Annotated in this window: 21 protein-coding genes and 2 other annotated features; all 21 genes read right to left on the bottom strand. The window is 43.1% G+C overall.

All coding sequences use genetic code 11. The annotated features are described in order from the left end of the window. Positions 1-58 precede the first annotated feature (58 nt). On the bottom strand, positions 59-3,658 hold the full coding sequence (gene rpoC / locus MOB98_RS17245) for a DNA-directed RNA polymerase subunit beta' (protein WP_268367362.1): 3,600 nt from the start codon (positions 3,656-3,658) through the stop codon (positions 59-61). Positions 3,659-3,719: 61 nt separating this feature from the next. Beyond that, positions 3,720-7,301 carry a DNA-directed RNA polymerase subunit beta gene (gene rpoB, locus MOB98_RS17250; protein WP_268367364.1) on the bottom strand — a complete coding sequence of 1,194 codons (3,582 nt, stop codon included), beginning with the start codon at positions 7,299-7,301 and terminating at the stop codon, positions 3,720-3,722. Positions 7,302-7,550: 249 nt separating this feature from the next. Next, positions 7,551-8,156: a class I SAM-dependent methyltransferase gene (locus tag MOB98_RS17255; RefSeq protein WP_268362829.1), complete on the bottom strand. Its 606-nt coding sequence runs from the start codon at positions 8,154-8,156 to the stop codon at positions 7,551-7,553. An 88-nt stretch (positions 8,157-8,244) separates the two neighbouring features. After that, positions 8,245-8,616 (bottom strand): 50S ribosomal protein L7/L12, encoded by a 372-nt coding sequence (gene rplL, locus MOB98_RS17260; protein WP_003156436.1) that lies wholly within the window; start codon positions 8,614-8,616, stop codon positions 8,245-8,247. 45 nt (positions 8,617-8,661) lie between these two features. Then, positions 8,662-9,162 carry a 50S ribosomal protein L10 gene (gene rplJ / locus MOB98_RS17265; protein WP_014662526.1) on the bottom strand — a complete coding sequence of 167 codons (501 nt, stop codon included), beginning with the start codon at positions 9,160-9,162 and terminating at the stop codon, positions 8,662-8,664. A 65-nt stretch (positions 9,163-9,227) separates the two neighbouring features. Then, positions 9,228-9,368 (bottom strand) — a sequence feature (ribosomal protein L10 leader region). Positions 9,369-9,413: 45 nt separating this feature from the next. Beyond that, entirely contained in the window at positions 9,414-10,112 is a 699-nt protein-coding gene (rplA, locus tag MOB98_RS17270; RefSeq protein WP_268362031.1) for a 50S ribosomal protein L1, read from the bottom strand. A gap of 94 nt (positions 10,113-10,206) precedes the next feature. Continuing rightward, entirely contained in the window at positions 10,207-10,632 is a 426-nt protein-coding gene (rplK, locus tag MOB98_RS17275; RefSeq protein ID WP_003156430.1) for a 50S ribosomal protein L11, read from the bottom strand. A gap of 167 nt (positions 10,633-10,799) precedes the next feature. Further along, positions 10,800-11,333 (bottom strand): transcription termination/antitermination protein NusG, encoded by a 534-nt coding sequence (nusG, locus tag MOB98_RS17280; RefSeq protein ID WP_003225764.1) that lies wholly within the window; start codon positions 11,331-11,333, stop codon positions 10,800-10,802. 182 nt (positions 11,334-11,515) lie between these two features. Beyond that, positions 11,516-11,695: a preprotein translocase subunit SecE gene (gene secE, locus MOB98_RS17285; RefSeq protein WP_268362025.1), complete on the bottom strand. Its 180-nt coding sequence runs from the start codon at positions 11,693-11,695 to the stop codon at positions 11,516-11,518. 33 nt (positions 11,696-11,728) lie between these two features. Next, the gene (gene rpmG, locus MOB98_RS17290; protein WP_003156421.1) at positions 11,729-11,878 is read right to left on the bottom strand and encodes a 50S ribosomal protein L33; all 150 of its coding nucleotides are present in this window, start codon (positions 11,876-11,878) and stop codon (positions 11,729-11,731) included. Between the two features lie 90 nt (positions 11,879-11,968). Next, complete coding sequence (gene sigH, locus MOB98_RS17295) at positions 11,969-12,625, bottom strand: RNA polymerase sporulation sigma factor SigH (RefSeq protein ID WP_003225758.1); 657 nt, start codon at positions 12,623-12,625, stop codon at positions 11,969-11,971. A 62-nt stretch (positions 12,626-12,687) separates the two neighbouring features. Next, positions 12,688-13,200 (bottom strand): ribosome-dependent mRNA decay endonuclease Rae1/YacP, encoded by a 513-nt coding sequence (rae1, locus tag MOB98_RS17300; RefSeq protein ID WP_268362022.1) that lies wholly within the window; start codon positions 13,198-13,200, stop codon positions 12,688-12,690. A gap of 6 nt (positions 13,201-13,206) precedes the next feature. After that, positions 13,207-13,956 carry a 23S rRNA (guanosine(2251)-2'-O)-methyltransferase RlmB gene (gene rlmB, locus MOB98_RS17305; protein WP_268362019.1) on the bottom strand — a complete coding sequence of 250 codons (750 nt, stop codon included), beginning with the start codon at positions 13,954-13,956 and terminating at the stop codon, positions 13,207-13,209. Next, positions 13,940-14,371 (bottom strand): mini-ribonuclease 3, encoded by a 432-nt coding sequence (locus MOB98_RS17310; RefSeq protein WP_003242030.1) that lies wholly within the window; start codon positions 14,369-14,371, stop codon positions 13,940-13,942. The genes rlmB and MOB98_RS17310 overlap by 17 nt, the downstream gene beginning before the upstream one ends. Before the next feature lie 3 nt (positions 14,372-14,374). Next, a complete protein-coding gene (gene cysS / locus MOB98_RS17315; protein ID WP_268362016.1) occupies positions 14,375-15,775 on the bottom strand; it encodes a cysteine--tRNA ligase in 1,401 nt (466 codons plus the stop codon). Next, entirely contained in the window at positions 15,772-16,425 is a 654-nt protein-coding gene (cysE, locus tag MOB98_RS17320) for a serine O-acetyltransferase (protein WP_003225749.1), read from the bottom strand. The genes cysS and cysE overlap by 4 nt, the downstream gene beginning before the upstream one ends. A gap of 70 nt (positions 16,426-16,495) precedes the next feature. Continuing rightward, positions 16,496-16,727: a binding site (T-box leader), on the bottom strand. 2 nt (positions 16,728-16,729) lie between these two features. Beyond that, positions 16,730-18,181 carry a glutamate--tRNA ligase gene (gene gltX / locus MOB98_RS17325; protein WP_268362014.1) on the bottom strand — a complete coding sequence of 484 codons (1,452 nt, stop codon included), beginning with the start codon at positions 18,179-18,181 and terminating at the stop codon, positions 16,730-16,732. A 90-nt stretch (positions 18,182-18,271) separates the two neighbouring features. After that, complete coding sequence (gene ispF, locus MOB98_RS17330) at positions 18,272-18,748, bottom strand: 2-C-methyl-D-erythritol 2,4-cyclodiphosphate synthase (protein WP_014475594.1); 477 nt, start codon at positions 18,746-18,748, stop codon at positions 18,272-18,274. Further along, positions 18,741-19,439: a 2-C-methyl-D-erythritol 4-phosphate cytidylyltransferase gene (ispD, locus tag MOB98_RS17335; protein ID WP_268362011.1), complete on the bottom strand. Its 699-nt coding sequence runs from the start codon at positions 19,437-19,439 to the stop codon at positions 18,741-18,743. The genes ispF and ispD overlap by 8 nt, the downstream gene beginning before the upstream one ends. A gap of 14 nt (positions 19,440-19,453) precedes the next feature. Continuing rightward, complete coding sequence (locus MOB98_RS17340) at positions 19,454-20,554, bottom strand: PIN/TRAM domain-containing protein (protein WP_268362010.1); 1,101 nt, start codon at positions 20,552-20,554, stop codon at positions 19,454-19,456. Positions 20,555-20,669: 115 nt separating this feature from the next. Further along, the gene (gene disA / locus MOB98_RS17345) at positions 20,670-21,752 is read right to left on the bottom strand and encodes a DNA integrity scanning diadenylate cyclase DisA (protein WP_003225736.1); all 1,083 of its coding nucleotides are present in this window, start codon (positions 21,750-21,752) and stop codon (positions 20,670-20,672) included. Between the last annotated feature and the right edge of the window lie 3 nt (positions 21,753-21,755).

A 21,755-nucleotide genomic window follows, 5' to 3' on the forward strand; every position in this document is an offset into this window, starting at 1 on the left:
TCATTAAATATATCTGCTGAAAGACTGTTTTGGCAGTCTTTCAGCAGTTTTAAATCAATTATTCAACCGGAACCATGTCTTCAGTTGGCTGAACATTTGAAACTGGCTTTACTTTACGGTATTTCATCATACCTGTACCAGCTGGAACAAGCTTACCGATGATAACATTCTCTTTCAAGCCGAGAAGCTCGTCACGCTTACCTTTAATTGCTGCATCTGTAAGGACACGTGTGGTTTCCTGGAAGGAAGCAGCAGATAAGAATGAATCTGTCTCAAGAGATGCTTTTGTAATACCGAGTAAGACAGGACGCCCTGTAGCAGGACGATTGCCTTCAAGCAATACCTTTTTGTTCGCTTCAGTAAATTGGTGAATATCAAGCAATGTACCTGGAAGCACATCAGTGTCACCAGCGTCAATCACGCGGACTTTGCGAAGCATCTGGCGAACCATTACCTCTACGTGTTTATCACCAATTTCAACACCCTGCATACGGTAAACCTTTTGAACCTCATGGAGAAGATACTCTTGAACAGTAGTCAGGTCAGTCACTTTGAGAAGCTCTTTCGGATCGATTGAACCTTCTGTCAGTACTTGGCCTCGAGTAATTTTATCTCCTTCCGCTACTTTCAAGCGGGAGTTATAAGGTGCCGTATAAGAACGTGTTTCTACTGCGCCTTGAACCACAATTTCCTGTTGCTTATCACGAACTTCATTGATCTCAACGACTGTACCGTCGATCTCTGTAATTGTTGCCTGACCTTTCGGATTACGTGCTTCGAAAAGCTCTTGAATACGCGGAAGACCCTGTGTGATATCGTCTCCGGCAACCCCGCCTGTATGGAATGTACGCATTGTTAACTGCGTACCAGGCTCACCGATTGATTGGGCAGCAATGATACCGACAGCTTCACCGACTTCAACATCGGATCCAGTTGCAAGATTTCGGCCATAGCATCGTTTACATACACCATGAGGCGTATTACATGTGAAGGCAGAACGGATCCACACTTCTTCAATTCCAGCTTCCACAATTTCTAAAGCCTTATCTTCATCGATCAGTTCGTTTTCATTAACAAGCACTTCACCTGTTTCAGGGTGCTTCACTTGTTTTCGTGCAAAACGGCCGACTAAGCGTTCTTCTAAACGCTCAATGGTTTCAGTTCCTTCTTTAAGAGGCTTAGCAAGGATGCCTCGGTCAGTTCCACAATCAGTTTCACGAATGATAACATCTTGCGCAACGTCAACGAGACGGCGTGTAAGGTAACCTGAGTCAGCAGTTTTAAGGGCGGTATCGGCAAGACCTTTACGCGCACCGTGAGTGGAGATAAAGTACTCCAATACTGTCAGACCTTCACGGAAACTTGATTTGATCGGCAACTCAATGATACGTCCAGCCGGGTTGGCCATCAGACCGCGCATTCCGGCAAGCTGCGTAAAGTTAGACGCGTTACCACGGGCACCAGAGTCACTCATCATGTAGATCGGGTTGAGTTCATCAAGTGATTTCATCAGTTTGCCTTGGATAACGTCTTTTGCAGCACTCCAGATAGAGATGACTCTCTCATAGCGCTCTTCTTCTGTAATAAGACCGCGGCGGAACTGCTTCATAACGTTATCAACTTTGCTTTGCGCTTCCTCAAGAATTTCTTGTTTATCATCGAGTACGACGATGTCAGAAACCCCAACTGTAATACCAGCTTTTGTTGAATATTTGAAACCTAGGTTTTTCATGCGGTCAAGCATTTTAGACGTTTCCGTGATATGGAATCGTTTAAAGATTTCCGCGATGATTTTACCCAGAATACCTTTTTTAAATGGTGCATTGATTGGCTGCTGTGCAATGATAGCTTTAACATCAGCACCTTTTTCTAAGAAGAAACGGTCAGGTGTTTTCTCTTCAATATTGCTCTTCGTTGGTTCATTCATGTAAGGGAATGATTCCGGAAGAATTTCATTGAAGATCAGCTTACCGACAGTTGTAATTAACAATTTTGAGCGCTGTTCTTCGGTAAATGTCACATTCTTAAGGGAGTTCGCTGCAACAGCCACTCTCGTATGAAGGTGAACATATCCGTTTTGATACGCGAGAAGCGCTTCATCAGTATTCTTGAAGACCATACCTTCACCGACAGCACCGGCACGCTCAAGAGTCAGGTAGTAGTTACCCAGTACCATATCCTGAGACGGCGTTACAACCGGTTTACCATCTTTAGGGTTCAAGATGTTTTGGGCAGCAAGCATCAAGATGCGTGCCTCAGCTTGTGCTTCAGCAGATAATGGTACGTGTACCGCCATTTGGTCACCGTCAAAGTCAGCGTTATAAGCTGTACATACGAGCGGGTGAAGACGGATTGCGCGTCCTTCAACAAGTGTTGGTTCAAACGCTTGGATACCCAATCTGTGAAGTGTAGGGGCACGGTTCAGAAGTACCGGATGCTCCTTAATAACTGATTCCAGTACATCCCATACTTCAGGCTGTACGCGCTCAATTTTGCGTTTCGCACTCTTAATGTTGTGAGCAAGACCTTTTTCAACAAGCTCTTTCATAACGAAAGGTTTGAAAAGTTCAAGCGCCATTTCCTTCGGTAATCCGCATTGGTACATTTTTAAATGAGGACCAACAACGATTACAGAACGTCCGGAGTAATCGACACGTTTACCAAGAAGGTTTTGACGGAAACGACCTTGCTTCCCTTTCAGCATGTGAGAAAGAGATTTTAACGGTCTGTTACCAGGACCTGTTACAGGACGTCCGCGGCGGCCGTTGTCAATTAGGGCATCGACAGCCTCTTGAAGCATACGTTTTTCGTTTTGAACGATGATGCTAGGCGCACCAAGGTCCAGAAGGCGTTTCAAACGATTGTTACGGTTGATGACACGACGATAAAGGTCGTTCAAATCAGAAGTCGCAAAACGTCCGCCATCTAGCTGAACCATCGGTCTAAGCTCAGGAGGAATAACAGGCAGCACATCAAGGATCATCCAAGAAGGCTTGTTTCCTGAGTTACGGAAGGCTTCTAAAACTTCAAGGCGTTTGATCGCACGAGTACGACGCTGACCTTGTGATGTTTTCAGCTCTTCTTTTAACATATCCACTTCTTTTACAAGATCGATATCTTGAAGAAGTTTGTGAATCGCTTCTGCACCCATAGACGCTTGGAATTTATTACCGTATTTATCAAGATAAGCACGGTATTCCTTCTCAGACAGAAGCTGTTTCTTTTCAAGCGGTGTGTTTGCCGGATCAGTTACAACGTAAGAAGCAAAGTAAATGACTTCCTCTAAAGCACGAGGTGACATATCCAGCACAAGACCCATACGGCTTGGAATACCTTTGAAATACCAAATGTGGGAAACTGGGGCAGCCAGTTCAATGTGCCCCATTCTCTCACGACGGACTTTAGCCCGTGTTACTTCGACTCCGCAGCGGTCACAAACTACGCCTTTATAACGAACTCGCTTGTACTTCCCGCAATGACATTCCCAGTCCTTAGTCGGTCCGAAAATGCGTTCGCAGAATAGACCGTCCTTTTCAGGTTTTAACGTACGATAGTTTATCGTTTCAGGCTTTTTCACTTCACCAAAAGACCATGAACGGATTTTATCCGGTGAAGCAAGACCGATGTTCATATACTCAAAATTGTTCACATCTAGCAAGGGGCCTACCTCCCTTTTTATCTTCGGATTAACCGATGTCACTTGCCTTTATAACTAGAGATTATTCTTTTGTTACTACATCGCGTTCAACGTCTGCAGATGCTGTTTCTTCCGGCTCTTCATCACCTGATAATGCCAGGCCGTCAGCTTGTTTCGCATCTTCTTCGTCTTCTAAATCTCTCATTTCTATTTCTTCTTCATCACTGGAGAGGATTTTGACATCCATACCTAAGCTTTGAAGTTCTTTGATTAATACTTTGAATGATTCCGGAACACCTGGTTCAGGAACGTTGTCGCCTTTAACGATGGCTTCATATGTTTTCACACGTCCAACCACGTCATCAGACTTAACAGTCAGAATTTCTTGAAGAGTGTAAGCCGCACCGTAAGCTTCAAGTGCCCAAACCTCCATCTCACCGAAACGCTGTCCGCCAAATTGCGCTTTACCGCCAAGAGGCTGCTGCGTAACAAGTGAGTAAGGACCAGTAGAACGTGCATGAAGTTTATCGTCAACCATGTGGGCCAGTTTGATCATGTACATGATACCGACAGATACACGGTTATCAAACGGTTCACCAGTACGTCCGTCGTAAAGCACTGTTTTGGCGTCACGAGACATGCCGGCCTCTTCAAGTGTTTCCCAGACATCCTCTTCACGCGCTCCGTCAAATACAGGAGATGCGATGTGAATGCCGAGATAACGAGCGGCCATACCCATATGAAGCTCCAATACCTGCCCGATGTTCATACGAGATGGTACGCCCAGCGGGTTAAGCATGATATCAATTGGTGTGCCGTCAGGAAGGTAAGGCATATCCTCTTCAGGAAGAATCTTAGAGATAACACCTTTGTTACCGTGACGACCGGCCATTTTATCCCCTTCAGAAATCTTACGTTTCTGAACGATATATACGCGCACCAACTGGTTAACACCTGGAGGAAGTTCATCTCCGTCTTCACGGTTGAAGACTTTAACGTCGTGAATAATTCCGCCGCCGCCGTGAGGCACACGAAGAGAAGTATCACGAACCTCGCGGGCTTTTTCACCAAAGATGGCGTGAAGCAGGCGTTCTTCTGCAGTCAGTTCAGTTACGCCTTTAGGCGTTACTTTACCAACAAGAAGATCTCCGTCTTTTACTTCTGCCCCAATACGGATGATTCCGCGGTCATCAAGATTGCGAAGCGCATCTTCACCGACGTTTGGTATATCACGAGTGATTTCTTCAGGTCCAAGTTTCGTATCACGTGCTTCTGATTCATATTCTTCAATGTGGATAGATGTATAAACATCATCCTTCACAAGGCGTTCACTCATGATGATGGCATCCTCATAGTTGTAGCCATCCCATGTCATGAAGCCGACCATTACGTTACGGCCAAGTGCAAGTTCACCAAGCTCCATAGAAGGACCGTCAGCAAGGATTTCTCCTTTTACCACTTCATCGCCGACACTTACGATCGGGCGCTGGTTGTAGCACGTACCTTGGTTAGAGCGGACAAATTTCAGCAGGCTGTATTTATCCAGGTTTCCTTTAACTTTTTGACCGTCTACTTCTTCATAACGGCGAACCCAAACGTTTTTCGCTTCTACGCGTTCAACGATACCAGGGTGTTTACAAATAACAGCGGCACCAGAGTCTTTACCTGATACGTATTCCATACCAGTTCCAACGAATGGCGCTTCCGGCTGCATCAAAGGCACAGCCTGACGCTGCATGTTCGCTCCCATGAGGGCACGGTTGGAGTCATCGTTTTCTAAGAACGGGATACATGCTGTCGCAGCAGAAACAACCTGCTTAGGCGATACATCCATGTAGTCCACACGGTTTCTGGAAACAACGGTGTTCTCCCCGCGGAAACGGGCTACGATACTGTCATCAATAAATCCGCCTTCGTCATCAAGACGAGCGTTCGCTTGAGCGACAACGTAGTTATCCTCTTCATCAGCAGTTAAGTAATCGATTCTGCCCGTTACCTTCCCTGTTTCTGGGTCAACGCGGCGATACGGCGTTTCAATGAAGCCAAAACGGTTTACTTTTGCATAAGATGAAAGTGAGTTGATCAAACCGATGTTCGGGCCCTCAGGCGTTTCAATCGGACACATACGGCCATAGTGGGAGTAGTGAACGTCACGCACTTCCATTCCGGCACGCTCACGTGTCAATCCGCCCGGTCCTAATGCTGACAGACGGCGCTTGTGCGTTAATTCAGCAAGCGGGTTCGTCTGATCCATGAATTGAGAAAGCTGAGAGCTTCCAAAGAACTCTTTAATGGACGCAATAACAGGACGAATATTGATCAGCTGCTGAGGCGTAATTGTATTCGTATCTTGAATTGACATTCTCTCACGAACCACACGCTCCATACGGCTTAAACCGATACGGAATTGGTTCTGGAGAAGCTCGCCTACAGAACGTAAACGGCGGTTTCCAAGATGATCAATATCATCAGTGTCGCCTACTCCGTGCAGCAGATTGAAGAAGTAGCTGATAGAAGAAATAATATCAGCAGGTGTAATGTTTTTAATCTCTTCTTCAATGTAAGCATTGCCGATTACATTAATAACCTGTTCTCCTTCTTGATCAGTCGGAGCAAAGATTTTAATTGATTGAAGGGTTACTTCATCTTCAACAACGCCGCCATTCGGATACAGCTTTCTGAAACCGATTCCGTTTTCTAAGTATGGCAGTACTTTATCAAGTGTTCTTCTATCAAGAATCTGACCTTTTTCAGCCAGGATTTCTCCTGTTTCTGGGTCAACAAGCGTTTCAGCAAGTCTCTGATTAAAGAGGCGATTCTTAATATGAAGTTTTTTATTAATTTTATAGCGTCCTACATTGGCAAGATCGTATCGTTTCGGATCAAAGAAACGAGAATCAAGCAAGCTTTTCGCATTTTCTACTGTAGGCGGCTCTCCAGGACGGAGGCGCTCGTAAATTTCAAGCAGCGCTTTGTCGCTGTTTTCTGTGTTATCTTTATCAAGCGTATTTCGCAGGTATTCATTTTCTCCTATGAGATCAAGAATCTCTTGATCGGAGCCGAAGCCGAGAGCACGCAAAAGAACCGTAACCGGCAACTTACGTGTGCGATCAATGCGGACATAAACAACATCTTTCGCATCAGTTTCGTATTCTAACCATGCGCCACGGTTTGGAATGACAGTTGCGGTAAAACCTTTTTTACCGTTTTTGTCTACTTTACCACTGAAATATACACTTGGAGACCGTACAAGCTGGGAAACGATAACGCGTTCCGCACCGTTAATGATAAAAGTACCTGTGTCTGTCATAATAGGGAAATCTCCCATGAAGACATCTTGGTCTTTTACCTCTCCAGTTTCTTTGTTAATTAAACGAACCTTCACTCTTAGCGGAGCTGAGTAAGTCACATCACGTTCTTTTGATTCCTCTACAGGATATTTAGGCTCACCTAAACTATAATCAATGAACTCAAGAGAGAGGTTACCAGTGAAATCCTCAATTGGCGATATGTCTTGAAACATCTCTCTAAGACCCTCATCAAGAAACCACTGATAAGAAGAGGTTTGAATTTCAATGAGATTTGGTAATTCTAACACTTCGCTAATGCGAGCATAGCTTCTGCGCTGGCGGTGTCGTCCATACTGAACTAGTTGACCTGTCAACTGATTCACCCCTCAAATCATGCGTATTATATGTGTAATAAGCATTTTCTTCTTTCTAAGAAAGAAAATACTTTTACAAGACAAAAGAAAAAAGGGTTTCTAATTAAGAAAACCACATCCAAAAACAAATACCGATTTTATTAGCATTTCCATACTTGTATAATTTATACATAGATATTGACATTTCATCATATCAAGCAAAATATATACATTGGCATTTTATAATATTAACATAGCTAAAATACCGAGTCAAACTTTTTTTGCTTTTATGATATAATAGCCTTTCTTTTTTTGAAAGACTGAAACTTCATCGAACAATTCCTCGAGCTTTTCAATGGCAGAAGGCGCGCCTTGCTTTTTCTGTATGACGATCCACAACTCACCTGAAGCTTTTAAGTGTTCAGCGCTTTTCTCAAAGATAGCATGGACAACTTTTTTTCCGGCTCGGATTGGGGGATTTGTAAGAATAGAAGCAAATGTTTGAGCAGAATCAACGTTCGAAAACAAATCACTCTGATAAATCTTAACGTTTGTTATTCCGTTTTGTTCCGCATTTTCATTTGATAGCTCTACGGCTCTCTCATTAACGTCAATCATGTGGATGGTCCGGTCTTTAAAGTCGCTAGCCAGTGATAAACCAATTGGGCCGTATCCGCAGCCTACATCCAGAAAGCTGCCCTCAACTTCAGGCTCTTCAAAAGAATCGATCAGCAGACGGGAGCCGAAATCAACTTCCTTTTTCGAAAAAACCCCGCTGTCGCTGGTAAACGTGAAATCTTTATTACGAAGCCGGAAAGACCAGGTTTGCCTGTTGCTTTGTACTGAAGGTTTTTCTGAATAATAATGCTCACTCATTATTAGAACCTCCTTTTTTATGGCTTAAAGAATGGCAAAGAAAAAGCCCGCCTCATAAAAGCGAGCTTCCCCTACAGGTAAGTGAAGATTACTTAACTTCTACAGAAGCGCCAACTTCTTCAAGTTTAGCTTTAAGCTCTTCAGCTTCTTCTTTAGCAATACCTTCTTTAAGTGGTTTTGGAGTGTTGTCAACAAGTTCTTTAGCTTCTTTCAAGCCAAGACCAGTGATTTCACGTACAACTTTGATAACTTTGATTTTTTGAGAACCTGCACCAGCAAGGATAAGGTCGAATTCGCTTTGCTCTTCAGCAGCGCCGCCTGCAGCAGCTCCGCCAGCTACAGCTACAGGTGCAGCAGCAGTTACGCCAAATTCTTCTTCGATTGCTTTTACTAGGTCGTTCAATTCAAGTACAGTTGCTTCTTTAACGGAAGCAATGATTTCTTCGATATTTAAAGCCATTTGTAATTCCTCCATTTTGTTTTAATTTATGAAAAACTGATTAGATTAAGCGCCTTGTTCTTCCTTTTGTTCTGCCACAGCTTTTGCAGCAAGAGCAAAGTTGCGAACTGGAGCTTGAAGTACGCTAAGCAACATAGAAAGCAAGCCTTCGCGTGATGGAAGTTCAGCAAGAGCTTTCACTTCTTCAACAGTAGAAACTTTACCTTCGATAACGCCAGCTTTGATTTCAAGAGCTTCGTGATTTTTAGCGAAGTCATTAAGAACTTTAGCCGGAGCGACAACATCTTCAGTGCTGAATGCGATCGCGTTCGGTCCAGTTAGAAAATCATTCAAACCATTAAGCTCAGCTTGTTCAACCGCACGGCGAGTCATCGTATTTTTGTAAACTTTGAACTCAACGTTAGCTTCGCGAAGCTGTTTACGAAGTTCTGTTACTTCAGAAACGTTAAGTCCGCGATAGTCAACGATGATCGTTGATTTACTTTCTTTCAGTTTAGAAGCAATTTCTTCAACAACAACTTTTTTTGTTTCAATTGCGCTGCTCATGGTTACACCTCCTGTAGATTCTTGTGTAACACTTATACCGTTAGGTGATCACGACTGAGACGACGGATTCCATATAAAAAGCCTCCATGAGACATGGAGGCTGTATATACAAGCATACGTAACGTAATAGCTGTGATAATATACACCTCGGTAGGATGATTAAGCGGTTAGGCCCCTACTGTCTACGGTATAAATGATATTCTATTTTACAACATTTTGAATCATATCAGAATGTTGATGTCATGTCAATATTATTTTACGTTGAAAGTTGAAGCGTCTACTTTAACACCAGGTCCCATAGTAGAAGTTACAGCAACGTTTTTCACGTATACGCCTTTTGCTGCAGCAGGTTTAGCTTTCAGGATTGTATCGTACATTGTTGTGAAGTTCTCAACAAGTTTTTCATCCTCGAAAGAAACTTTACCGATAGGAACATGGATGTTTCCAGCTTTATCAACACGGTATTCAACTTTACCAGCTTTGATTTCATTAACAGCTTTTTCAACTTCGAAAGTAACTGTACCAGTTTTAGGGTTTGGCATTAAACCTTTTGGTCCAAGTACACGACCGATTTTACCAACTTCACCCATCATGTCAGGTGTAGCTACGATTACATCAAAATCGAACCAGCCTTGTTGAATTTTGTTGATGTAGTCAGTATCGCCAACGAAATCTGCACCAGCAGCTTCAGCTTCTTTCGCTTTTTCGCCTTTTGCGAAAACGAGAACGCGCTGAGTTTTACCAGTTCCGTTTGGAAGAACAACTGCTCCACGGATTTGCTGGTCGTTTTTACGAGGGTCAACCCCTAGACGGAAAGCTACTTCAACTGTAGCGTCGAATTTAGCTGTGTTTGTTTTTTTAACGAGAGCTACTGCTTCAGAAACGTCGTAAGCTTTTGAACGGTCTACAAGCTTAGCAGCTTCAACGTACTTTTTACCTTTTTTAGCCATTTTAAAATTTCCTCCTTATGTGGTTATAGCGGAATAACCTCCCACGAATAAGGGTTGCGAACTTGTGAAAACTCGCAACCCGACAAGAAACAAATTAATCCTCGATTACAATACCCATACTGCGGGCAGTACCTTCAACCATGCGCATTGCCGCTTCAACGTCTGCTGCGTTTAAGTCAGGCATTTTCGTTTCAGCGATTTCGCGTACTTTATCGCGCTTAACGGTTGCCACTTTATTACGGTTTGGTTCACCAGAACCAGACTCAATTCCAGCTGCTTTTTTAAGCAATACTGCAGCAGGTGGAGTTTTTGTAATAAATGTAAATGAACGGTCTTCGTAAACCGAAATTTCAACAGGAATGATTAAACCAGCTTGGTCAGCTGTACGAGCGTTAAACTCCTTACAGAATCCCATGATGTTAACACCGGCTTGACCAAGTGCAGGTCCAACTGGTGGCGCTGGGTTAGCTTTTCCAGCAGGAATTTGCAATTTTACAACTTTTACTACTTTTTTAGCCACGAGACACACCTCCTTAAGTCCGTGATGTGGTAATAGGGTAAACCCTCCCACTCAAGGTTTCATTCTTTATATGAATGACGAAATATCAAGCTAGTTGCCTTGGATAAGTCCAAGACGTACCTTTGCTATATTATCATTTATATATAGCAATTTCAAGTTTTTTCACATTACAATTTATCGATTTGGGTAAATTCCAGCTCAACCGGGGTTTCACGGCCGAACATATTAACGAAAACTTTGACCTTGCTTTTATCATAATCAATCTCTTCAATTGATCCGGTAAAGTTCGCAAAAGGCCCGTCTATTACTTTCACTGTTTCTTTCAGTTCAAAGTCAATATCAGTTTTGCGTTCATCCATGCCCATTCTCTTCAGAATGGTTTCTGCTTCGCCAGGAAGCAGCGGCGTCGGTTTTGAACCAGAGCCGGCAGATCCTACGAATCCAGTAACGCCCGGCGTGTTGCGCACAACATACCAAGAGTCGTCTGTCATTACAATTTCAACAAGCACATAACCAGGGAATACTTTCTTTTTCACGACTTTCTTCTTGCCGTTTTTGATATCCGTTTCTTCTTCTTCAGGTACGACTACACGGAAAATTTTATCCTGCATCCCCATTGATTCAACACGTTTTTCCAAGTTGGCTTTTACTTTATTCTCATAACCAGAGTACGTGTGAACAACATACCAATTCTTTTCCATTCTCTTCAGGACTGTCCAGTCCTTCCCTCCCCGCATTTGGTTTTAGTGAATGACCATAACGCTTCAAGCAAAAAATAGGCGGCAAGCCTATGATAACTTTCATTTTAAGCCACAATAAAAAACCCGCTGAACGGGTTTTGGCAAGTGATATTATGATCTATTATAGCACGTATTGCTGATCATTATTCAACTATTAAACGAATTAATTGAGAAATTCCTGTGTCAAGGAGGGCAAAAAAGATAACAAAAAAGATAACTGTTGAAATCACCGTAACGGTATAACGCGTTAACTCTTTTCCTTTAGGCCAGCTTACCTTTTTCATTTCTTTCCCAACATCTTTAAAGAATCTCATAATACGCATGTAAAAGACCTCCACAATTTAAAAGCGCAAAAACTATTTTGTTTCAAGATGAGCTGTATGTGAATTGCAAGTACTGCAGTATTTCTTTACTTCTAATCGCTCAGCCGCTGATGCAGAGCTCTTCATTGTCGTATAATTACGGTTTCCGCATGTCTTGCATGCTAGCGTAATCTTTTTTCTCATGTCATTACACCTTTTTCTAAATAGACATTAGTTTATCTTTAGTAACATATCATAGTCAGAAAAATACTGTCAATATAGCATAAATCCCTATTACAAACTGATTTCGCGAATTTCCAAGTACTTCTCCAGCTTGCGTTTCACCCGCTGAAGGGCATTGTCGATTGATTTCACATGCCTGTTCAGTTCATCGGAAATCTCCTGGTAACTTCTTCCATCAAGATATAAGACGAGTACTTTTCTCTCTAAATCACTTAATAGTTCTCCCATTTTCATTTCAATATCATCAAATTCTTCTTGATTGATAATCATTTCTTCAGGATTTAAGGTTTTCGCTCCTGAAATGACATCAAGCAGCGTTCGGTCCGATTCTTCATCAAAAATCGGCTTATCTAATGAGACGTAGGAATTCAAAGGAATGTGTTTCTGGCGAGTAGCTGTCTTTATTGCGGTAATAATTTGGCGGGTAATACATAATTCTGCGAAAGCTTTGAATGAGGTAAGCTTGTCCTCTTTGAAGTCACGAATAGACTTATAGAGGCCTATCATACCTTCCTGAACAATATCCTCTCTGTCCGCTCCTATTAAAAAATAGGATCTTGCTTTTGCCCGAACAAAGTTTCGGTACTTCGTAATCAAGTAATCTAACGCATCACTGTCCCCAACATGAACCTTTTCAATGACCTGCTCGTCCTCCAACTGGCAAAACTGCTCTTTGTTGAATTTTCCCTTGTTGTTCTGTAGATTCACTCCGATCCCCCCGGCGCACGTAGATAGAAATATTATACAGTATTGGGCAAAAAAGCGTCAACTTAATCTAAGTCCCCACGCCTCCACTTTTCAAACGTTTTCAAAACCTCTTCCGATAAAGCAATTTTACCCGCCGGCTTTTCGGAAGTGATTTTCCTTACTCGTCTCTCTATTCGCCTTTCAATTGCTTCTACCTCTCTCAAAAGCTCCCGGGCCGATTTCCGCAATGCCCCTTGTCCGAAAATCGCCCACTGCTCAGTGTAGTCAGAGGTCGCAACATGAATTTGAGTCGCCACATTATTCAAAGCCTGAGCAAGCTTTTCTATCCGCTCATCAGCCGTCTCATTTTCTTTTGTGAAAATCACTTCAACTCTGTGGTTGGTCTGTTTTTTCTCAAGCCCTTTAACGAGATGTGCGTCAAAAACAACAATCACCCTGTTTCCTGTATACGATTGATATTCCGCCATTTTCTGAATCAGTACGTCTCGCGCCTCTTCAAAACTGTTCGCTTTTAAATCCTTCAGCTGCGGCCAGGCTCCAATCATGTTGTATCCGTCTACTAACAGGATATCCATGGGTCTTTATTCTCCCAAAGGGTTTCGTTTCCGGTAGACTTCATACATCAATAGACCAGCCGCGACAGATGCATTCAGTGAAGTTACCTTCCCGGCCATCGGGAGTTTAATGAGAAAATCACATTTTTCTTTAACGAGACGGCCCATCCCTTTTCCTTCACTTCCAATGACTAAAGCCAAAGGCATATTGCCGTCCATATTGCGGTAATCTTCACGCGCGGATGCATCCGTTCCGACAACCCAGATTCCCCGCTCTTTCATCTCTTCTAACGTCCGTGCTAAATTAGTGACTCTTGCTACAGGAATGTGCTCAATTGCCCCTGTTGAAGCTTTTGCCACTGTTGTTGTCAGCCCGACAGCTCTCCGTTTTGGAATCACGATGCCATGGGCGCCGACCGCATCAGCTGTTCTCATAATGGAGCCAAGATTATGAGGGTCTTCAAGCTCGTCCAGAATGAGGATGAAAGGCTGTTCATTTCTTTCTTCGGCTGCTTTATATAAATCATCCAGCTCCGCATATTCATACGCTGCAACCTGTGCCACTACGCCTTGATGCTGCCCTGTCACCATTTGGTCGAGTTTTTTTCTCGGGACATATTGAATTGTAATTCCCTGCTTTTTCGCAAGTTCAATCACCTGCTGTGCTTGCCCCTTTACGGTGTTTTCCGCCATCCACAGCTTATACAGCTTACGATCTGACTTTAACGTCTCGATCACTGCATTTTTCCCTATGACGTAATCATGTTGCTGACTCATTAGTTTTCCTCCCTGACGTCCCGAATTGTATGGCTTCGGCAACGAGCTGACTAAGTCTTTCCTCTTTTTTCTCTAGAAAAAGGTAGCCCAGCAGCGCTTCAAATGCTGTACTATAGCGGTACGTCTGAACATCTGTATTTTTAGGTGTTGTTCCCGACTTGGCATTTCTGCCTCTTTTCAGCACCGCTTCCTCTTCTTCCGTAAAAAATGATTGATCCTGCAGAAAGAAAAGGATCTCAGCCTGTGACTTTGCCGAAACGATCCGGCTAGATTTCTTATGAAGATCATTTGGTTTGGTAAAACCCTGCTTAAGCAGGTGATGCCTGACATACACTTCAAAAATGGCATCACCTATATAAGCAAGTGCAAGACCGTTAAGCTGCTTTGAATCTTTTATCGTCTCAAAATCAAGCATTCGTTATTCTCCCCGTTTCCAGCGAGTGCCTTGAGCCGTATCTTCAAGAATGATATTCATGCTTTTCAGCTGGTCGCGGATCTGATCTGACAATGCAAAATCGCGATTCCGGCGCGCTTCATTTCTTTTTTCGATTAAGTCTTCAATCTCTTGATCGAGCAGCTCCTGCTCACCCAATGAAAACCCGAGGACAGAAACAATGCGGTCAAACATTTCAATAAACGCCTTAATCACATGATCAGCCGTATGATCTTTCTGAAGATAGTAATTGGCATGCTTCGCTAAGTCGAACAAGACAGAAATGGCATTCGCCGTATTAAAATCATCGTCCATCGCTTCTTCGAATGCTTTGCGGTGCTCTTCGACCTTCTCCAGCCATTGATCGTCATCTTCCGTTAAATTCGTACTGCTGTTCAGACGGTGCTGAAGGTTGCTGTACGCCGTTTTTAAACGGTTAAACGCGCTTTTTGTATTCTCCAGAAGTTCTTCAGAATAGTTAATCGGATGACGATAATGAACCGAAAGCATAAAGAATCTCAAAAGCTGCGGATCATGCTGTTTAATGATGTCATGCACAAGCACAAAGTTGCCTAGTGATTTTGACATTTTTTCGTTATCAATATTGATATAGCCATTATGGAGCCAGTATTTCGCAAACGTTTTGCCTGTCAGCGCCTCAGATTGTGCAATTTCGTTTTCATGGTGCGGGAAGGTTAAATCCTGTCCGCCCGCATGGATATCAATCTGGTCACCCAGATACTTTTTCACCATCGCTGAGCATTCAATGTGCCAGCCCGGACGTCCTTTTCCCCAAGGGCTATCCCAAGAGATTTCTCCTTCTTTCGCCGCTTTCCACAGCGCGAAATCAAGAGCATCTTCTTTTTTCTCGCCGACCCGGATGCGTGCACCTGATCTCAGTTCATCAATTGATTGCTGAGAAAGCTTTCCGTATCCTTCAAATGCTCTTGTTTTGAAATAAACGTCGCCTTCTGATTCATAAGCGTAACCCTTTTTCACGAGCTGATCTACGAATTCGATAATCGCATCCATGTTTTCCATCACTCGCGGATGAAGATCGGCTTTTCGGCAGCCGAGCGCACCTACATCTTCAAAGTATGCTTTAATAAAACGCTCTGAAATGGTAGGTACATCCTCACCAAGTTCATTTGCCGCTTTAATTAATTTATCGTCTACATCAGTAAAGTTAGAGACGTATTGCACATCATAGCCTTTATACTCCAGATAGTTTCGAATCGTATCGTAAACGATAGCCGGACGTGCGTTCCCAATGTGAATGTAATTGTAAACCGTCGGTCCGCACACGTACATTTTTACTTTCCCCTCTTCAAGAGGAACAAACGTTTCCTTCTGTCTAGTCAATGTATTATAAAGTGTGATTGTCATTTTTGATTGATCCTTTCTTTTCTGTCTTCAAGTTCTGCCTTCAGCTCTAAAATCTGCTGTTCCAAAGACTTAAAGCGATCAGCAACCGGATCGGGCAAATCCTGGTGGTTTAAATCGCGTCTTACTTTTTTCCCATTTTGTACAACGACCCGTCCAGGGATGCCGACAACTGTTGAAAAATCAGGAACATCGTGCAGCACTACTGATCCAGCGCCAATCTTTGAGCCCTCACCGACAGTAATTGAACCGAGCACTTTAGCACCTGTGGCTATCAATGCGTCATCTTTAATGGTTGGGTGCCTTTTTCCCTTTTCTTTCCCCGTTCCCCCGAGGGTAACCCCCTGAAAAACGGTTACGTTATTGCCGATTTCACATGTCTCCCCAATGACAACCCCCATACCATGGTCTATGAAAAATCTTCTCCCGATTGTAGCGCCGGGGTGTATTTCTATTCCGGTAAAAAATCGGCTTACCTGAGATATAAGGCGTGCAAGGAAATAAAATTTTCGTTTATATAAAGCATGTGCAATCCGATGCGCCCATATAGCATGTAAACCGGAATAAGTTAAAATCACTTCAAAATAGCTTCTTGCTGCAGGATCTTGATCGAACACAGTATCAATGTCTTCTTTGAGCATTCTAAAAAACACATGCTTCCCCCCATTTCTCTATCTGATTTCCTCTTCACCCAATAAAAAAAGCGCCTCTGCATGAAAACATGACAGAGACGCTTTAACCGCGCGGTTCCACTCTGTTTGAAAAGCAGACTTCTGCTCTCCCAACTTCAGCCTGTAACGGCGGCGGCCGCCTTTGAATACTGATTTTGAAAAAACGTTCTTCAAAGGTCTTAAGGGCGCACTTCTAAAACCCGGCTCATGGATCTCTCTCAGCCAATGAAGATCCTTTCTGTAATGGCCTTAAGCTTTATACTCTTCCCTGTCAACAATCATCTATTTAGATGTTTTTTAAACGCTGAATTGCAGTCTCTTTACCGATCAATTCAATTGATTGCGGCAGTTCCGGACCGTGAGTTTGCCCTGTTACAGCGACACGGATCGGCATAAACAGTTTTTTCCCTTTATGGCCAGTTTCTTTCTGCACTGCTTTGATTGCTGCTTTGATGTTATCCGGAGTGAACTCCTCAAGCTCTTCAAGCTTTGCAGCGAATGCGCTGAGCACTTCAGGAACCTGTTCTTCTTCCAGAACAGCTTTCGCCTCTTGATTATACTCGATCTCATCCGTAAAGAACAAATCAGTCAACTCAACAATTTCCGCACCGTAGCTTAATTGCTCATGATACAGGGAAATCAGTTTACGAACCCATTCTTGTTCTTCAGCAGAAAGCTCAGTGCCTACTTTGCCGGCTTTTTGCAAATGCGGCAGAGTAAGTTCAACAACCTGATCAAGATCCAGCTTCTTCACGTATTGGTTGTTAACCCATTTTAGCTTATGCATATCAAACAAAGCTGGTGATTTAGATAAACGGTTTACATCAAAAATGTCAATAAACTGTTCTTTAGTGAAAAGCTCTTCTTCTCCAACCGGTGACCAGCCAAGCAGGCCGATAAAGTTGAACAGCGCTTCTGGCAAGTAGCCAAGCTCTTTATACTGCTCAATGAATTGAATAATGGACTCATCGCGTTTGCTGAGCTTTTTACGGCTTTCATTTACGATCAGCGTCATGTGTCCGAACTGAGGAATATCCCATCCGAATGCTTGATAAATCATAATCTGTTTCGGTGTGTTAGAAATATGATCCTCACCGCGCAGCACGTGTGTCATTTTCATTAAGTAGTCATCAATAGCTACCGCGAAGTTGTAAGTCGGCGTTCCGTCCTTTTTCACAATAACAAAGTCGCCAATGCCATCTGATTCGAAAGAAATTTCACCTTTTACGATATCGTTAAAGGCAATCACTTTTCCTTCCGGCACGCGGAAACGAATACTTGGTTTTCTGCCTTCAGCAATAAACTTCTCCTGTTCTTCCTGAGTCAGATTTCTGTGTTTTCCGGAATAACGCGGCATTTCTCCGCGGGCAATCTGTTCTTCACGCTCTTTTTCAAGCTCTTCTTCCGTACAGTAACATTTATAAGCAAGCCCTTTTTCAAGAAGCTCTTCATAGTACACTTTGTAGATATCATTACGCTCTGACTGACGGTATGGGCCGTACTCACCGCCGACATCCACACTCTCATCCCAGTCGATACCAAGCCACTTCAGATAATTCAGCTGGCTTTGTTCTCCGCCCTCAATGTTGCGCTTTTTATCAGTGTCCTCAACACGAATAATGAACTTACCGCCTTGATTGCGGGCAAATAAATAATTAAAAAGCGCCGTTCTGGCATTTCCAATATGCAAATGTCCGGTTGGACTCGGTGCATAACGGACGCGTACTTCGTTTCCCATTTTCAAATACTTCCTTTCATGTCATGTATGGCCTCATGCAAAAATGTATGAATCTATTCTACCACCAAATAGACCCGGCATCAAAACAAGTTAGCCTTTTTGTATCAGCACTGTCGCCTGAGCCGCTATTCCTTCCGCTCGGCCTGTAAATCCAAGCTTTTCTGTCGTTGTTGCTTTTACATTCACTTGAGAAACCTCTGCCTCAAGCCCTTCAGCAATTCTTTTTCTCATATCTTCTATATACGGCAGCATCTTCGGCTTCTGCGCAATGATGGTGCAGTCAATGTTTCCAAGGACATATCCCTTCTGTTTCACAATCCCCCAGACATGCTGAAGTAATTTGAAAGAGTCAGCGTCCTTGAACTCAGGATCCGTATCAGGAAAATGCTTGCCGATGTCGCCTTCTCCCACAGCTCCGAGGCAGGCGTCAGCGACGGTATGCAGCAATACGTCCGCATCAGAATGGCCGAGCAGCCCTTTTTCATAAGGGATTTCAATTCCGCCAATAATCAAAGGACGGCCCTCCACTAATTGATGCACATCAAATCCTTGTCCAATTCTAAACATGTTTATTCCCACTTTCTGATTCCATGATAGCTTCAGCTGACGTCAAATCGTCTGGTGTCGTCAGCTTAATATTTGTATAGCTGCCTTCTACAACACGGACCGAACCGCCTTCCATCTGTTCAACGAGACTGGCGTCATCCGTCCCTAAAAATCCCTTGTGCTCGGCCTCAGCATGTGCCTTCATCAATAAAGAAAGACGAAAAGCTTGTGGCGTTTGGACAGCCCACAAGCTTGAACGTTCAATCGTCTCACTGACTTGGAGATCTTGAACGCGTTTAATCGTATCTTTTACCGGGACAGCGAGGATAGCCGCTCCTGTCTGTTCCGCTTCAGCGATTAGTTCGTCAATTTGTTTATGCTTTATAAAAGGCCGGGCGCCGTCGTGAACAAGGACTATCTTTTCTTGTTTCACGGCTTTCAGCCCCTTATACACACTGTGCTGGCGTTCATCTCCGCCTGCCACAAGCTCAATAGCGGTTTGAAACGGATAGTCGGTGAGCAATTGCTGAAAGTGCTCCCGCTCGCGCTCGTTTATCACCAAAATGATTTTTTCACACGGCCGGTGGCTGTCAAACACTCTTAACGTGTGAATGATCACCGGATCTCCTTTCAGCTCAATGAACAGTTTATTTCTCCCTGCTTTCATCCGTTTTCCCTGTCCGGCTGCAGGAATGACCACATCATAACTCATTGTTTTTTCTCCCTTTACAGCGCCTTCTCCAACAGCTTAGGCTTAGCAAAAATCATTCGTCCCGCTGCTGTCTGCAGCACACTTGTAACGAGTACATCAATATGCTTGCCGATATAATTGCGTCCTTCTTCAACGACAATCATCGTACCGTCATCCAAGTAGGCAACTCCCTGATTATGCTCTTTCCCGTCCTTAATGACCTGAACATTCATTTCCTCGCCAGGAAGCACAACAGGCTTAACTGCATTGGCAAGGTCATTAATGTTTAATACTGCTACCTTCTGAAGCTCGCATACTTTATTTAAATTAAAATCATTTGTCACGACGACCCCGGAAGTCAGCTTAGCGAGTTTGACGAGCTTGCTGTCAACCTCCTGTATATCTTCAAAGTCGCCTTCGTAAATCTCGACTTCAATGTCTAATTCCTTTTGAATGCGATTCAGGATATCAAGGCCGCGGCGTCCTCTGTTTCGTTTTAAAACATCTGAAGAGTCAGCAATATGCTGCAATTCCTCAAGGACAAACTGCGGAATCACGATAACTCCTTCTAAAAAACCAGTCTGACAAATATCTGCTATTCTTCCATCAATAATAACACTTGTGTCCAAAATTTTCAGCTTCTTGTCCTGAACCTCGTGTTCTTCATCGGCTGTTCCTTTTTTCTTTTGCATTCTGGAGGAAATAGAGAACAGGTTGATCAGTTCATCCTTTTTCTTAAAGCCCACCTGGAAGCCGAGATAACCGAGGAAGAATGCTAAAAATACAGGGATAATTGTACTGAATATGCGGTAAGGTATATTGTCTAAAGGAATAACATTTACAATAAGATAAGCGATTATAAGTCCAAAAACTAGGCCAAGACTTCCAAATAACAAATCTGGAACCGGCGCTTTTAACAATGAATCCTCTATCCACTTCACCCAGTTCACAACGTAATCTGTACCCCATATACTGATGAGAAAAAAGATAATTGCACCTATTGCCGCAGACGTATATGCGTTTGTTATTAAAGGTATGTCCTGTAAACTTAACAGTACAAACAATTCAGGTATTAAAAATATACCAACAACGCCGCCAAAGATAATGAAGAACGCCTGAACTATTCGTTTTAACATACCCCCCACCTCCTTTTTTAACATTTTATTTCACAAGGTTTTATGCATCCTACGAATATCAGAATAAACAAAAACCATCATTAATATACCCGTATTCATAAGGTTTTAACCGAAATCACAGCTGTCTGTCTAAATAATGCTTCTCTTGCAGGCGTTTTAGTCCTTTTTTGATCTTTTGGGCTCGTACTTCACCGATTCCCTCTACTTCATCTAATTCTTCTGCACTCGCCTCAATAATCCTTGGAAGGACTCCGAATGCTTCTACAACATTTTCAACAATCGGCATTGGAAGACGCGGTATTTTATTTAACAGCCTGTATCCTCTAGGCAATACATAATCATCAAGATTTGTAGAAGCTGGATAACCGAGCAGCTTATAAACAATGGAATCATCAAGCAGATCATAACTGGACATGTCCTGCAGCTCTTTCAAGAGAACAAATGGATCTTTGATTTTTTCTTTCACATAATCCTTAATAAATAATGCGGCCTCTTCTTCCATATCCGTAATCAATTCAATGACTTGCAGTTTGATCAGATGGCCTTCTGTCCCCAGTTCTTTGATATACATGTTGATTTCGTTTTTGATTCGCAGCACCATTTCATAACGGTGCATGACAGACAAGACATCGCTGAAGGTGACAAGCTCCTCAAACTCTAATGCATTCAGTGCGTTAATTGTTTTGTCGAGGATTGTTTTATATTTTTCAAGTGTTTGAATGGCTTGGTTCGCTTTGGTTAAAATAAAGCCTATATCTTTTAGTGTATACTTCATGTTTTCCTGATATAACGTTATAACATTTCTTCTTTCTGAAATAGCGATCACGAGACAGCCAGTTTGCTTAGCTACTCTTTCGGCAGTGCGGTGCCGCATTCCTGTTTCTGACGAAGAAATTGTGGCATCCGGCATCAGTTGTGTATTGGCGTAGAGGATTTTTTGGCCTGAATCACTTAAAATGATCGCCCCATCCATTTTAGCCAGCTCATATAAATGGGCCGGAGAAAAAGCCGTGTTGATGTGAAAGCCGCCGTCGACCACTTCTTTTACTTTATCGTTATATCCAACAACAATCAGACCGCCTGTATTTGCTCTCAAGACGTTTTCCATTCCCGCTCTGAGCGGTGTACCCGGAGCAACAAACTGCAATATAGATGACAGGTCTAACTCGTGTTTCGCCCCTTTTTTCTCTTTTTCCATCTA

The organism is Bacillus sp. N13C7, assembly GCF_026790065.1.
Lineage (GTDB): Bacteria > Bacillota > Bacilli > Bacillales > Bacillaceae > Bacillus.

Excerpts from the sequence above, each read along its gene's own strand:
- MOB98_RS17255 (WP_268362829.1), bottom strand. The coding sequence starts at position 8,156 with ATGAGTGAGCATTATTATTCAGAAAAACCTTCAGTACAAAGCAACAGG.
- rplL (WP_003156436.1), bottom strand. The coding sequence starts at position 8,616 with ATGGCTTTAAATATCGAAGAAATCATTGCTTCCGTTAAAGAAGCAACT.
- rplJ (WP_014662526.1), bottom strand. The coding sequence starts at position 9,162 with ATGAGCAGCGCAATTGAAACAAAAAAAGTTGTTGTTGAAGAAATTGCT.
- rplA (WP_268362031.1), bottom strand. The coding sequence starts at position 10,112 with ATGGCTAAAAAAGGTAAAAAGTACGTTGAAGCTGCTAAGCTTGTAGAC.
- nusG (WP_003225764.1), bottom strand. The coding sequence starts at position 11,333 with ATGGAAAAGAATTGGTATGTTGTTCACACGTACTCTGGTTATGAGAAT.
- secE (WP_268362025.1), bottom strand. The coding sequence starts at position 11,695 with ATGCGTATTATGAGATTCTTTAAAGATGTTGGGAAAGAAATGAAAAAG.
- rpmG (WP_003156421.1), bottom strand. The coding sequence starts at position 11,878 with ATGAGAAAAAAGATTACGCTAGCATGCAAGACATGCGGAAACCGTAAT.
- rae1 (WP_268362022.1), bottom strand. The coding sequence starts at position 13,200 with ATGGATATCCTGTTAGTAGACGGATACAACATGATTGGAGCCTGGCCG.
- rlmB (WP_268362019.1), bottom strand. The coding sequence starts at position 13,956 with ATGAGTCAGCAACATGATTACGTCATAGGGAAAAATGCAGTGATCGAG.
- MOB98_RS17310 (WP_003242030.1), bottom strand. The coding sequence starts at position 14,371 with ATGCTTGATTTTGAGACGATAAAAGATTCAAAGCAGCTTAACGGTCTT.
- cysS (WP_268362016.1), bottom strand. The coding sequence starts at position 15,775 with ATGACAATCACACTTTATAATACATTGACTAGACAGAAGGAAACGTTT.
- gltX (WP_268362014.1), bottom strand. The coding sequence starts at position 18,181 with ATGGGAAACGAAGTACGCGTCCGTTATGCACCGAGTCCAACCGGACAT.
- ispF (WP_014475594.1), bottom strand. The coding sequence starts at position 18,748 with ATGTTTAGAATTGGACAAGGATTTGATGTGCATCAATTAGTGGAGGGC.
- ispD (WP_268362011.1), bottom strand. The coding sequence starts at position 19,439 with ATGAGTTATGATGTGGTCATTCCTGCAGCCGGACAGGGAAAACGGATG.
- MOB98_RS17340 (WP_268362010.1), bottom strand. The coding sequence starts at position 20,554 with ATGTTAAAACGAATAGTTCAGGCGTTCTTCATTATCTTTGGCGGCGTT.
- disA (WP_003225736.1), bottom strand. The coding sequence starts at position 21,752 with ATGGAAAAAGAGAAAAAAGGGGCGAAACACGAGTTAGACCTGTCATCT.